13 protein-coding genes are annotated in these 12,915 nt (G+C 61.3%); 4 read left to right on the top strand and 9 right to left on the bottom strand.

The genetic code is table 11. The features are described from left to right. Positions 1-234 precede the first annotated feature (234 nt). On the top strand, positions 235-1,083 hold the full coding sequence (gene kdsA, locus ACQ66M_RS03340; protein WP_430401844.1) for a 3-deoxy-8-phosphooctulonate synthase: 849 nt from the start codon (positions 235-237) through the stop codon (positions 1,081-1,083). Positions 1,084-1,088: 5 nt separating this feature from the next. Then, positions 1,089-1,637: an rRNA large subunit pseudouridine synthase E gene (locus ACQ66M_RS03345; RefSeq protein ID WP_430401846.1), complete on the top strand. Its 549-nt coding sequence runs from the start codon at positions 1,089-1,091 to the stop codon at positions 1,635-1,637. Here ACQ66M_RS03345 and ACQ66M_RS03350 read toward each other — a convergent pair. The 6 genes from ACQ66M_RS03350 to ACQ66M_RS03375 all read right to left on the bottom strand — a co-directional run bounded on the left by ACQ66M_RS03350 (position 1,628) and on the right by ACQ66M_RS03375 (position 7,492). Continuing rightward, positions 1,628-2,374, bottom strand: a complete 747-nt coding sequence (locus ACQ66M_RS03350; RefSeq protein ID WP_430401848.1) for a class I SAM-dependent methyltransferase — start codon at positions 2,372-2,374, stop codon at positions 1,628-1,630. The two genes, ACQ66M_RS03345 and ACQ66M_RS03350, sit on opposite strands and share 10 nt — an antisense overlap. Continuing rightward, positions 2,371-3,573, bottom strand: coding sequence for a serine hydrolase domain-containing protein (locus ACQ66M_RS03355; protein ID WP_430401850.1), 1,203 nt, complete (start codon positions 3,571-3,573; stop codon positions 2,371-2,373). Before ACQ66M_RS03355 ends, ACQ66M_RS03350 begins: the two co-directional genes overlap by 4 nt. A gap of 134 nt (positions 3,574-3,707) precedes the next feature. After that, the gene (gene clpA / locus ACQ66M_RS03360) at positions 3,708-6,023 is read right to left on the bottom strand and encodes an ATP-dependent Clp protease ATP-binding subunit ClpA (RefSeq protein WP_430401852.1); all 2,316 of its coding nucleotides are present in this window, start codon (positions 6,021-6,023) and stop codon (positions 3,708-3,710) included. A gap of 34 nt (positions 6,024-6,057) precedes the next feature. Beyond that, positions 6,058-6,441, bottom strand: coding sequence for an ATP-dependent Clp protease adapter ClpS (gene clpS, locus ACQ66M_RS03365; protein ID WP_430401854.1), 384 nt, complete (start codon positions 6,439-6,441; stop codon positions 6,058-6,060). A gap of 70 nt (positions 6,442-6,511) precedes the next feature. Continuing rightward, positions 6,512-6,913 (bottom strand): DUF1499 domain-containing protein, encoded by a 402-nt coding sequence (locus ACQ66M_RS03370; RefSeq protein ID WP_350171079.1) that lies wholly within the window; start codon positions 6,911-6,913, stop codon positions 6,512-6,514. A 144-nt stretch (positions 6,914-7,057) separates the two neighbouring features. Beyond that, positions 7,058-7,492 carry a phasin family protein gene (locus ACQ66M_RS03375; protein WP_430401856.1) on the bottom strand — a complete coding sequence of 145 codons (435 nt, stop codon included), beginning with the start codon at positions 7,490-7,492 and terminating at the stop codon, positions 7,058-7,060. Between the two features lie 236 nt (positions 7,493-7,728). Here ACQ66M_RS03375 and ACQ66M_RS03380 point away from each other — a divergent pair, with 236 nt between their 5' ends. Then, positions 7,729-8,907 (top strand): D-alanyl-D-alanine carboxypeptidase family protein, encoded by a 1,179-nt coding sequence (locus ACQ66M_RS03380; protein WP_430401858.1) that lies wholly within the window; start codon positions 7,729-7,731, stop codon positions 8,905-8,907. 90 nt (positions 8,908-8,997) lie between these two features. Continuing rightward, a complete protein-coding gene (locus tag ACQ66M_RS03385) occupies positions 8,998-9,960 on the top strand; it encodes a KpsF/GutQ family sugar-phosphate isomerase (RefSeq protein WP_350171076.1) in 963 nt (320 codons plus the stop codon). Between the two features lie 116 nt (positions 9,961-10,076). On the opposite strand, the gene ACQ66M_RS03390 is transcribed toward ACQ66M_RS03385, so the two are convergent. The 3 genes from ACQ66M_RS03390 to galE form a co-directional block, all read right to left on the bottom strand. After that, complete coding sequence (locus ACQ66M_RS03390) at positions 10,077-10,826, bottom strand: DUF4386 domain-containing protein (RefSeq protein WP_430401860.1); 750 nt, start codon at positions 10,824-10,826, stop codon at positions 10,077-10,079. Between the two features lie 131 nt (positions 10,827-10,957). Beyond that, a complete protein-coding gene (locus ACQ66M_RS03395) occupies positions 10,958-11,758 on the bottom strand; it encodes an SIMPL domain-containing protein (RefSeq protein WP_430401861.1) in 801 nt (266 codons plus the stop codon). A 101-nt stretch (positions 11,759-11,859) separates the two neighbouring features. Next, entirely contained in the window at positions 11,860-12,879 is a 1,020-nt protein-coding gene (gene galE / locus ACQ66M_RS03400) for a UDP-glucose 4-epimerase GalE (RefSeq protein ID WP_045696638.1), read from the bottom strand. Between the last annotated feature and the right edge of the window lie 36 nt (positions 12,880-12,915).

Raw genomic sequence — 12,915 nt, forward strand, 5'->3', positions numbered from 1 at the left:
AGGTGAGGCCGTTGGGTCTGTGTCCTATGGTGTCTGGCTGGAGCAGCCTCCAATCAACACCTAGAGACATGGTAGGGCCGCTGTAATGCCGCCCGGACCTGACTAGCCCCATGGGCTCACGGAAGCCGCCCCTCGACAGGGCGGCTTCTTTGATTCCGGCCCTGAAGGTCGCGGGTTACGTTTCATCCGAAACAGGGCTAATTGCCTTGGCAACGACATTGCGGAGACGAGACCATGACGAGCCTGACCCACGCGACATCCGGATGGACCATCGGCACAGGCAAACCGCTCGCCGTGATCGCCGGTCTCAACGTGCTGGAAAGCAAGGCGCTGGCGCTCACTGTCGGGTCACAGCTGAAAGCCATCTGCGCCGAACTGGGCCTTCCCTATGTCTTCAAGGCGAGCTTCGACAAGGCGAACCGCTCATCCATCCATTCCTATCGCGGTCCAGGCCTGGAAGAGGGTCTCAGGATCCTGAAGGAGGTGAAGGCGGAACTCGGCGTGCCGATCTGCACCGACCTGCATGAGGCCAGCCAGGCAGAGCCCGTCGCCGCCATCGCCGACATCGTCCAGATCCCGGCCTTCCTGTGCCGCCAGACAGACCTCGTCGTCGCCACGGCAAAGGCCACAGCCGCGGCCGGCGGCATCGTGCAGGTCAAGAAAGCCCAGTTCATTGCGCCCTGGGATACCAGGAACATCGTCACCAAGATCGGCGAAGCCTCCGATGTCGGCGTCATCCTGTGCGAGCGCGGTTCCAGCTTTGGCTACAACAATCTCGTGGTCGACATGCTGGGCATTCCGGAAATGAAGAAGCTTGGCTGCCCGGTCACGATTGACGCGACGCATGCCGTGCAGCTGCCCGGCGCAGACCCGCGCACCGGCGGCGCATCGACCGGCGGCCGGCGCGACGGCGTGGCAATCATCGCAAAATCGGCCGTGGCCGCGGGCGCAGACGGCGTGTTCCTGGAATTCCACACTGATCCCGATGCCGCGCTCTGCGATGCGCCGAGCTGCCTGCCGATATCGGGCGCAAAAGCCCTGCTGACGCAGCTGAAAGCCCTCCACGCGGTGGTGCAGGCATAAGGCCCATGGCGCGCCTCATCCTGTTCAACAAGCCATTCGGCGTCCTTTCGCAGTTTACCGATGCCGGAACCGCAGGATCAATGCGCAAGACCCTGTCGGACTTCATCACTGTGCCGGGCGTCTACGCAGCCGGTCGGCTGGACCAGGACAGCGAGGGCCTGCTCGTACTGACCGATGACGGCCAGCTGCAGAACCGCATCAGCGACCCGAAATTCAAGCAGCCCAAAACCTACTGGGCCCAGGTCGAAGGGGTACCGGACGAAGCGGCCCTGCAGGCCCTGGCTCAAGGCGTCACGCTGAAAGACGGCCTGACGGCGCCCGCAAAGGCCGAAGCGATTGCCGAACCGGAAAACCTCTGGCCCCGCGATCCGCCCATCCGTGTGCGCAAGTCCGTGCCTGACAGCTGGATCAGCCTGACCATCACAGAAGGCCGCAACCGGCAGGTGCGCCGCATGACCGCCGCCATTGGCTACCCGACCCTGCGCCTCATCCGGGCGCAGGTCGGGGACTGGACGCTGGATGGCCTCGCCCCCGGCGCCTGGCGTCAGGCCTGAGGCGCGGCCTCCGGTTTCTCATAGACCGATACGTGCATCCTGCTCTCGGCAGTGAACGGCTCCCGATTCCATCCGCCCCAGCGATGTTTCAGGCTGAGGCCGGCCAGGCGCGCCATGAGATCAATCTCGGCCGGCCACGCATACCGCATCACGAGGGGCACGAGGCGGATGCCCTCCTGCGTGATCCGCATGCGCTGGAAGTCGATCCTCTGATCGACCCGGTCATGCAGCGCCGCCTCGATCCAGACCGAATTGAAGCCGACATTCATCGTACGCACATTCTGGCTGCTACGGGCCGGTTCCGCATCGGGAACGAATGTCTCGACAAGGAACGTTCCGCCAGGCGCGAGGCACCTGGCGACATTGGCGAAGCATCGCACCTGCGCGTCCTGCGAGGTGAGATTGAACAGCGTGATGAACACCAGGAAAACATGGTCGAACGGGCCGTCGATTGCCACGTCAGCGAAGTCGCCAGTCACGACAGGAATATCCTTGCCACCCGGCTTTTCCCTCAGCCTGGCGACCATGTCCGGAGAGCCTTCGATCCCGCAGACCTCAAGGCCCGTCGCGGCGAGTGGCAGCGCCATCCGGCCCGTGCCGATGGCCAGTTCGAGCACTCGCCCGCCTGCCGCAAGCTCGCCAATCAGGGCAACCGACTCAGATGTCGTTCCCGGGTCGTGGAGGGCGTCATAGTCCTCGGCGTTCAGTTCGCCAAAGGTCTCCGACCCGAACTTCACTGCACCCAGGCCCCCGGCGCATTGGTGCGATACCCGATTGCCCTGTAGGCCGCATCGACCAGGCTCTGGCAGCGATCATTCAGCAACAGGCCGCCGCCCATCTGGTTCATCGTGTAGCTGAAGGCCATGCCGCATTCCGGGTCAGCAAAGCCGATCGAGCCACCAGCCCCGACATGGCCGAATGCCTTGTCACCGATGATGGCGCTGGTGCCGGGGCCGAGGTTCAGCGCGCGATTGTCCATCGACTTCATGAAACCTGAGGCAAACCGCGTCGGGACCAGCAGTGTCGCGTCCCTCTGGGTGGCGGTCGACACCATGGTCATATTGGCCAGCCGCTCGCTGGAAACCAGTGTGCCGTCATTCATGGCCAGCGGCGTGTACATCGCGACCTGTCCACGCGCGTTCGACAGGCCGCCGCCTCCGCCGATCTCTGCCGCCTGGCTCTTGCGGTCATTGAAGTCCCAGCCACCGCTGTTCATGAAAGACTTGTGCTGGATCGATTCCGGGTCGGTCATCAGCTTGAGCGTGAATTCAGTGGGCACGTCTGTCGGCTTCGGCTCATAGGTGCGGATCGGCGCAATGTGGACGTCCGCGTCTTCCGGCAGGCCAAGCCAGAAACGCGCGCCAGTCTTTGCGGCAACTTCATCGCGGAAAAATGTGCCCAGTGACTTGCCCGACACACGCCGGATGAGCTCACCCACAGTCCAGCCGAAATTGATCATGTGATAGCCATTGCGTGTGCCCGGCTCCCAGAAGGCTTCCTCATCTTCGAGGCGCCTGATCATATAGTCCCAGTCCAGATAGCCGCCGGGCCTGACCGGATCGCGCAGGGTCGGCAGCGCGCTCTCATGGTTCAGCATCATCTGGACCGTGGTTTTCTCTTTCCCGTTCTTTGCAAATTCAGGCCAGTAGTCTGCAACGAGGGCGCTGGGTTTCAGTTCGCCGCGGTCGATCAGGATATGTGCGCAAAGGGATGTGGCCGCTTTCGAACATGAGAACACGATGGAGATCGTGTCTTCCTGCCAGTCTTCGCCCGTCTCGGGGTTTGCCTTTCCGCCCCAGAGGTCAACTTTCGTCTCGCCATTGACCGACAGGCAGACGGAGGCGCCAACTTCGCCCCGCTCGGCGAAACTGCGTTCGAACTCTTCCTTCAACTCTGCAAATTTCGGGTCACACCTGCCCTTAACCATCGTGGCCATTTTCATCTCTCCCTGATTTTTTCAATGCTTTGAACGAACCTTATCCTGCGTCTTTCAAAAAGCGAGACAAATGAAAAGGCCGCCCGGCATGGCAGGGCGGCCTTTTAAATACTGTCCTGTGTCCGACGCGCGGATCAGGCGGGCTCTTCGGCATCATCCTTCTTGGCCGAGCGCTTCTTGGACGGTTCGGCGACATATTTGAAGGCGAGTTTTTCCTCGTCCTTCTTGTCGATATCGATCTTGACCACGCCGCCCTTCTGGAGCTTGCCGAACAGCAACTCTTCCGCCATCGGCTTCTTGACATGCTCCTGGATCGTCCGGGCCAGCGGGCGGGCCCCCATGTCCGGATCAAAGCCGCGTTTGGCCAGCCAGTCGCGCGCCGCCTTGGTGATCTCGATGGACACGTTGCGGTCTTCCAGCTGGACTTCAAGCTGCAGGATGAACTTCTCGACAACACGGTCGATGATTTCCGGTGTCAGGCCGCCGAACGTGATCGTCGCGTCGAGGCGGTTGCGGAATTCCGGCGTGAACAGGCGCTTGAGCGCCTCTTCCTGCTCGTCATCCTTCTTGCCCCGGCCAAAGCCGATGGCGTTCTTGGAGGCGTCCGATGCGCCCGCATTCGTCGTCATGATCAGGATGACATTGCGGAAGTCGACCTTGCGGCCATTGGCATCGGTCAGCGCACCATTGTCCATCACCTGCAGGAGGATGTTGAACAGGTCCGGGTGGGCCTTCTCGATTTCGTCGAGCAGCAGCACGCAGTGCGGATGCTGGTCCACGCCATCGGTCAGCAGGCCGCCCTCGTCATAACCGACATAGCCCGGAGGCGCGCCGATCAGGCGGGAAACGGTGTGGCGCTCCATGTATTCCGACATGTCGAAGCGCAGCATCTCGACGCCCATGATGGAGGCGAGCTGCTTGGCCACTTCGGTCTTGCCGACGCCGGTCGGGCCGGTGAACAGGTAGGAGCCGATAGGCTTGTTGGGCTCGCGCAGGCCAGCCCGCGCCAGCTTGATGGCGGCCGACAGGGCCGTGATGGCGGCATCCTGGCCGAACACGACACGCTGCAGGTCGTTCTCCAGAGACTTGAGCGCCGCCACATCGTCGCTCGACACCTGTTTGGGGGGGATGCGCGCAATCTTGGCAACCACGGCTTCCACATCGCGGATGCCAACCTGCTTCTTGCGCTTGTTGGTGGGCAACAGCCACTGGGCCGCGCCGGCTTCGTCGATCACGTCGATCGCCTTGTCGGGCAGCTTGCGGTCGGTGATGTAACGATCCGACAGCTCGACAGCGGCCTTGATGGCATCATTGGTGTAGCGCAGGCCGTGGAAATCCTCGAACCGGGATTTCAGGCCGGTCAGGATCTTGATGGCGTCCGGCACGGTCGGTTCGACCACATCGATCTTGCGGAACCGGCGGCTCAGCGCACGGTCCTTCTCGAAGTGCTGCTTGTATTCCTTGAATGTTGTCGAGCCCATGCAGCGCAGGCCGCCGGACTGGAGCGCCGGCTTCAGGAGGTTCGATGCATCCATCGCACCGCCAGAGGTTGCGCCCGCACCGATGATCGTGTGGATCTCGTCAATGAACAGGATCGCTTTTTCCTGCTGCTCAAGCTCCTTCATCACGGATTTGAGGCGCTCCTCGAAATCACCGCGATAGCGCGTGCCGGCCAGCAGCGCGCCCATGTCGAGCGACCAGATGATTGCCTCGTCCAGGATTTCCGGTGCCTCGCCATCGACAATCTTCTTGGCCAGGCCTTCGGCAATCGCTGTCTTGCCCACGCCCGGATCGCCGACGAGGATCGGGTTGTTCTTGTTACGGCGGCAGAGCACTTCGATGCAGCGGTTCACTTCCATGTCACGGCCGATCAGCGGGTCGATCTTGCCGGCACGCGCCTTGGCATTGAGGTTGACGCAATAGGCGTCCAGCGCCTCGTGGCCCTGCTTGACGGCTTCTTCTTCATTGCCTTCGGCGCCGCGCGGGCTGGTCGGACGCGACATGCCGGGCTGCTTGGCCACGCCATGCGAGATGAAATTGACTGCGTCATAGCGGGTCATGTCCTGCTCCTGCAGGAAGTAGGCAGCGTGGCTTTCGCGCTCGGAGAAGATGGAGACAAGCACGTTCGCGCCGGTCACTTCATCGCGTCCGGAGCTTTCAACGTGCAGGATCGCCCGCTGGACGACGCGCTGGAAGGCGGCCGTCGGCTGCACCCGGCCTTCGCTTTCCTCGAGGATCAGGCTGGAGAGTTCTTCATCAATATAGCGCACAAGATCGCCGCTGAGCGCCTCGATATCGACCTTGCAGGCCCCCATGACTTCGCGGGCATGCTCATCCTCCGTCAGCGCCAGCAGGAGATGCTCAAGCGTGGCATATTCATGGTCGCGTTCGGACGCGAGCGTGAGCGCCTTTTCGAGAGCGGTTTCGAGGGAGTTGGACAATCGTGGCACAGGAAAGGACCTTTCAGGGGTCGGGGGGTGAAATCTAGTCTTCTTTCTCCATAACGCATTGGAGAGGGTGTTCATGCCGCTTGGCCAGGTCAAGCACCTGGGCGACTTTTGTTTCGGCCACCTCGTAAGTGTAGACTCCGCAAAGACCGACACCCTTCTGGTGGACATGCAGCATGATCCGGGTCGCCTGCTCACGCGAGCGATTGAAGTAGCGCTCCAGGATATAGACCACGAATTCCATTGGCGTGTAGTCGTCATTCAGGAGCAAGACCCGGTAAAGCGAAGGCTTTTTCGTTCGGACCCTTGTCTGGGTCACGATGTCGATACCGATGCCGTCACCATCGCCGGGCGGGTTGCCCGCTGGTGGTCCCGGCAGGTTCGGATCGCTCATCGAGGCGGGATCATGCGGTGTATTCATGGGCTTAAGATATACGTTCCTGAGTGAGATTGAAGGGACCAAGCATGGCAAAAGCATGTCGTGCCTGTTTTTATGGCATGGCGAGCGCCGTCAGCAGGTCGTTCACACGCTTGCCATTCGTGCCGAGATCCGAATAACCGACGCGTGACCCGCTATAGATGGCGAGTGTCGACTGATGGTCATGGCCCTCGACCGGCAGCACGAGAATGTCCACGTCATCCTTGAACCGCAACAGCTTTGTCACGGCGATGAAACTGATGCGCCCGGACGCCGGATCGGAGGCCTTGATCTTCCAGTCCCGGCGCGCTGCGATCATCTGCATGATGTCTTCGAACAGGGCGTCCGGCGTGCGGTCGAAGACGGGCGCTGATTCGTCCGGCAGGGCCGCGTCCACAAACCCGTCCGGGGCGACCAGCCAGTTATTGGGTCTGGCCGGGCGTTTGAATGTCTTGAAGTCGATGAAATCTGTCATGACCCCATCGTAGTCGGCTTCCGGCCGGATGCCACGTGAAAAACATGGAGCCTGAAAACAAAGAACCGGGCCAAACAGGCCCGGCTCTTCCTAATCTACCCACTCTACCGCCAGACGAGATGGCTCTCGTCAGACCTCAGGAGCTTACTTGCTGGCCCATGCCGTGAAGGGCTTGGCAGCATCGCGCCATGCAAGCATGCAAAGCTCAGCCTGCGCGTTCAATTCCGAAGTATAGGCGGACATCAGGGATTTTGCAAAGCCTGACTGGATTTCCATGACTTTGCGGGGATCCTTGGCCGAAGTCATGGCCTGGGTTGCTTCAGCGCCCTGCTCAAGCGTGCGCGTGAAGAAGTCCATGTTGCGGGTGCTGAGCGTGCGCATCACTTCGGTCGAAGCGGCGGCGCGCTCTGTCGCTGTCTTCATGCTGTCTTCGGCAAACGAGCCAAACTTCGTGGCCATGTCCGTGAACTTCTCCATGCCGTCGTCGAGCATTTTTGTGGCCGCTTCGGGTGCATGCACCTCTGGCTGTGCCTTTGGAGCAGCTTTTGATTTGGATGCAGTGTTCGGTGACTTGGCCATGGGTCGGATCCTTTTTTTTGCAATCGTTCGACCTTCAACATAGCATATTTCTTCGCGAATGCAATAATTTTGTTGCACTGCAACATGGGCATTCCTGCACGTTTTTTGCACAGCGGGGCCCACATTGCCAAAATTTGATCACTCATCCTGCGTTAAGGTGTGGTCAATGCATTTAGGCGACTCTATCGTAAACCTCGGGCGGTTCGGGGTTAATACTTTTACGGAGGTAGGCCACAATGAAACAGCGTGCTTTGACCCCGGTGTTAAGAACGCTTGCCCTTGCGGCAATGATGTTCATGTCGGCACTGCTGGCGCCGACGGCATTCGCCGAGAAGTATGCTTCAATTGTGATCGACATGGACACGCACGAAGTGCTTCACGCCCGCAATGCCGATGAAGTCCGCTATCCGGCATCACTGACCAAGGTCATGACGCTTTACATGCTGTTTGACGCGATCGAAGCAGGCGAGCTGACCCTGGACGACCGTCTGATGGTGTCACGGTTTGCCGCAAGCCAGGCCCCGTCAAATCTCAAGCTGCGTGCGAATTCATCGATCAAGGTGCGCGACGCCATCGGCGCCCTGGTCACCAAGTCGGCCAATGATGTCGCTGTGGTCGTCGCCGAACGTCTCGGCCGCACCGAAACCCGCTTTGCCCAGCTGATGACCGCCAAGGCAAAGAGCCTTGGGATGGAAAACACGCGCTTCACGAACGCATCTGGCCTGCCGGATACACGCCAGGTCTCCACCGCCCGCGACCTCGCAATCCTCGCCGAGGCGATGATCGTCAATCATGGCGCCTCCTATCATTATTTCACCACCCCGCGCTTCAGCTGGGCAGGCAAGACCTACAAGAACCATAATGAGCTTCTCACCAGTGTAGAGGGCGTTGACGGCATCAAGACCGGATACACAAGGGCTTCGGGTTTCAACCTGATGACCTCGGCCAAACGCGATGACCACCGCATCATCGTCATCATGCTGGGCGGCAGCACATCCAAGTCGCGCAATGCGCACGTGACCGCGCTCGTTGAAGCGGCTTTTGATACTTACCGTATCCCCGATGATCCAAACGATCCGCGCCGCCACATCGAAATGGCCTTCTCCGCCTTCAACGGTACCGGACCTGATATCAACGCCGCCGCAGAGCCCATGCTCAATGGCCAGCGCCTGAGCGTTGCCACGGCTGCCAAGGCGATCAGGTTCAAGACCCTGCCAGCACCGGAAATCGAGCCCGAGACAATTGAAGAAGAGCCGCAGGAAATCCTGCTGGCAGATGCAGGCGAAACAGCGCCTGCAGAATTTGAACAGGGCGACGCCACCCCGACAAGTTTTGAGGGCGCAACCGTCGTGATCCCGGCCGGCCGGCCCGCCTTTTCGGTCAGCGAATACGAAGCCCGCCAGTTCGGCCAATAGAACACCCGGCGCCCTGATCGCACCGCCAAGGCTTGACGAACACTCCCATTCGGGCAGACGCCTGTGCGTAAAGCATCCAGGGAGTTGCTGGTGAAAACCGAGACAGAGATCGAACTTGCGCGCAATGTCATCCGCATCGAACGGGACGCGCTGGAGAAACTCGAAGCGGGCATAGACGAATCCATCGTCCGCGCCGCCGACACGATCATGGCCACCGATCGCTACCTGATTGTCGCGGGTGTCGGCAAGTCAGGCCATATCGGCCAGAAGCTCGCCGCCAGCCTCGCCTCCACAGGCACGCCGTCCTTCTTTCTGCATCCCACCGAAGCGAGCCATGGCGACCTCGGGATGATCGTCCCGGGATCTGTCCTGCTCGCCATTTCCTATTCCGGTGAAAGCCGCGAGATGGTCGACCTCTTGCGCTATTGCCGGAGCAATCTGATCCCCGTCATCGGCATGACACGGGCGCCGGACTCCACGCTGGGCCGCCTGTCGGATGTCCTGCTCCATTTGCCCACTGTTCCCGAAGCCTGCCCCAATGGCCTTGCCCCCACCTCCTCCACCACCATGGCCCTCGCCCTCGGCGACGCGCTCACAATGTTGCTCATGGACCGGCGCGGCTTCAGCCGGGAAGACTTTGGCAGCCGTCATCCGGGCGGCAAGCTCGGCCGCTCGCTGCAGACGGCCGGTGACTATGTCGCCGATCGGCCGGACGATATTCCCGTGGTCACGACAGATGCCAGCGTGCAGGAGGTCATCCTCGCCGTATCCGAGGGGCGCAAGGGCTGCGTTGCGGTGCTCGGACCTGACGGCCGCATCACCGGCATGGTCACCGATGGTGACCTGCGCCGCGCCATGCTGGCCGGAAAGCTCGGCGGAGATGCGTCATCGGTCATGACGCCCTCGCCGCGCACGGTCGCCCCGGACGAACGCCTCGCAATCGTGATCAAACGCCTCAGCGAGCACCGCATCTCCAACGCGTTCGTCGTCGAGGACGGGCGCCCGATCGGCATTGTCGACATGAAGGACCTGCTCGCCGAAGGCTATGTCTGAGGCCACGTCTTCTCCGAAGCGGCGCGGCTCAACCCCGAACCCGGCGCGACCTGGTCACGCCTGAAACCCGGCTTTCCTCGCCGGACGGCCACGCCGCGCCCGGCATGTGTGCTGGGTCAGGCCTGCTGCACCTCGTCGCGCGCCATCCAGGCCTCCTTGTTCACGCCCGCGATGAGCAGCCAGAAGGTCAGGCCCGCCTCGCCCACAAGGCAGGGAAGCATGATCCAGGGGAACAGGCCCGATGCGAACTCCGGCGACAGGATATTGAGCACACTGTTTGCGACATAGCACAGACCGGCGAGCACCATGAGGGCACCCAGGATGCGGGGCAGGAAACCTGAGCGATAGATCAGATAACCTTTGAACAGGCAGCTGATCCCGAATGCGAACAGGCTGATATCATAGGTCTGGCCGTGTAGCTTGATGGCGAACAGGGTCGCCGCCTCGATCTGCTGCTGTCCGAAAGCCTGCAAATAGTCCCCGCCTCCCAGCAGCATCAGCGGCACCAGGAGCAGAACGGACTTGAAGCCCGCGATCGCGGTCGAGACAAGGTGGAAGCCGGCGCCCAGCAGTGCCAGCCGGCGGCTCACCGGCTTCAGCAGTTCATATAGCAGCAGGGCCACGAATATGTCGGCCGCCAGCATGAACAGTTCCGCTGTCAGCCCGATGCGCCAGAGCGATTGGGCGCCGGTGATACTGGCGGCGGTTGCAGCCGCGTCGCCCGCATTCACCAGCGTACCCCGCACGAAGGCTTCCGCAAATATTCCCGCGACGATGATATAGAGATAGAAAGCACCGGTCAGCCGCGCCAGCGCGACCGGATTGTCCCGCACGCGGCGGGTCATGAGCGTTTCGGGCGTGGCCATTATCTGTCCCTCGAGCATCTGAAGATATCGAAAAACGATAAAGCACGCCGCTCCCGGTGTAAACCGCTCCCGGAGGAAAAACGGCGGCGGTCCCGCCTGGAACCGCCGCAATCTGTTCAATCGGTCAGGTCTTACTTGACCAGTTCGAACTGGATGTTGACGCGGGCCGTATAGCCGACTTCACCGCCTGAAATCGGGGTCGATGCATCCATCATCATCTCCTTGCCGCGGGCCATCATGGCCATGGGCTCTGGGCTATAGTCGCCACCTTCGGAGATGGTCACGATCCGGCCGACCTTCATGCCGGCAGCCGATGCATAAAGCTCTGCCCGCGCCATCGCTTTCTCTACCGCCAGGCGGCGGGCTTCAGCGCGCACTTCGTCATCATTGTCGAGCGCGAAACTGATGCCCGAGAACGTATTGCCGCCCGCCGAGACGAGGCTGTCCATCGTGGCGCCAAGCCGGTCCAGGTCGCGCACCTTGATGGTCAGCTGGTTTGACGCGGTATAACCATCAAGGCGTTGCTCGCCGCGTGTGCGGCCTTTGCCTTCATCGACTTCGACATAGGTGTAGCGCGGCTGCAGCGAGAAGTTCGACGTCTGCATGTCCTTTTTCTCGATGCCCGCCTCGCCCAGCGCCTCGAAGACGCCCGTCATGGCCGTGGCCTGCTGCTGCATGGCGGCCTGGGCGGTCTCGGCATCCGCCTGGACGCCTGCCGTAATGAAGGCAATGTCGGGTGCGCGCATGACTTCGCCTTCAGCAGAGATGTCGAGCGTGGTCTCGGGCTGGATCGAATTGTGGTTCATGACCTTGTGTCCCATCTCCGTCAGCGAGGCGCTCCTGGCCGTTGTCGGCATTTGCGCGCAGGCGGCAGGTGCCAATGCAAGCAGGCAGGCAGCCATCGCAGCGATCAGTGATTTCTGTTTCAACATGTTTTCAAAATTCCATTCTGATTAGAGGCCTTGTGTCCCAAAGGATTAAGGCGCCAAGACGGCAAAAGTTGCACGCCGGGCATGAAATTTTGCTGTCCGGCTCAGGCCGGATCGAAGCCGTTCGGGTTCCGGCTCTGCCAGGCCCACTGGTCGCGGCACATATCGTCCAGACCATGCTCGGCCCGCCAGCCGAGAAGGCTTTCGGCCTGGCGCGGATCGGCCCAGAAGGCGGCGATGTCACCACTGCGCCGCGGCGCAATATTGATCGCCACCTTGCGTCCGCTGGCCGTTTCGAATGCCTGAACCAGTTCCAGCACCGATGTGCCATGCCCTGTTCCGAGGTTCACGGTGACTGGACCCGGCTCGCGCTCAAACCGCTCCAGCGCCAGCACATGGGCCCGCGCCAGGTCGACCACGTGAAGATAATCGCGCACGCCTGTGCCGTCGGGCGTATCATAGTCATTACCGAACACGTTCAGCATGGGCCGGCGGCCGACGGCCACCTGCGCCACATAGGGCATCAGATTGTTGGGCACGCCGTGCGGGTCCTCGCCGATCTCGCCGCTGGCATGGGCGCCAATCGGATTGAAATAGCGCAGGATCGCCACGTCCGTCATGCCACCGGACGCCACAAGGTCATTCAGCATCTGCTCGACTGCCAGCTTGGTCTGGCCATATGGACTGGTCGGGCTCAGCGGGTGGTCTTCGGTATAGGGCAGGAAGACCGGTTCGCCATAGACCGTTGCGCTGGAGCTGAACACGAAACGCTTTGTACCTGCTTCCAGCATGGCCGTCAGGAGGCTGTGCGAGCCCATCACATTGGCGCTGTAATAGTCGAGCGGCCGGGCGACGGACTCACCCACCGCTTTCAGGCCGGCAAAATGGATCACCGATTCGCATTCATGCTTTGCCAGGATTTCGGTGATTCGCGCCGTATCGCGTATGTCGGCTTCATAAGAGGGCAGGTCATGATTGGTCAGGCGCCGCACCCGGTCGAGCGAAGCCGGGCTGCTATTGACGAAGCTGTCCACGACAATGGGCGAATAGCCGCGCGACAGCAGTTCCACGCATGTATGCGTACCGATATAGCCTGCCCCACCCGTCACCAGTACATGCTTCATGAGCTCATCCTTGCAGACGCCAATTGCCGATACAAT

Source organism: Hyphomonas sp. (assembly GCF_965284475.1).
Lineage (GTDB): Bacteria > Pseudomonadota > Alphaproteobacteria > Caulobacterales > Hyphomonadaceae > Hyphomonas.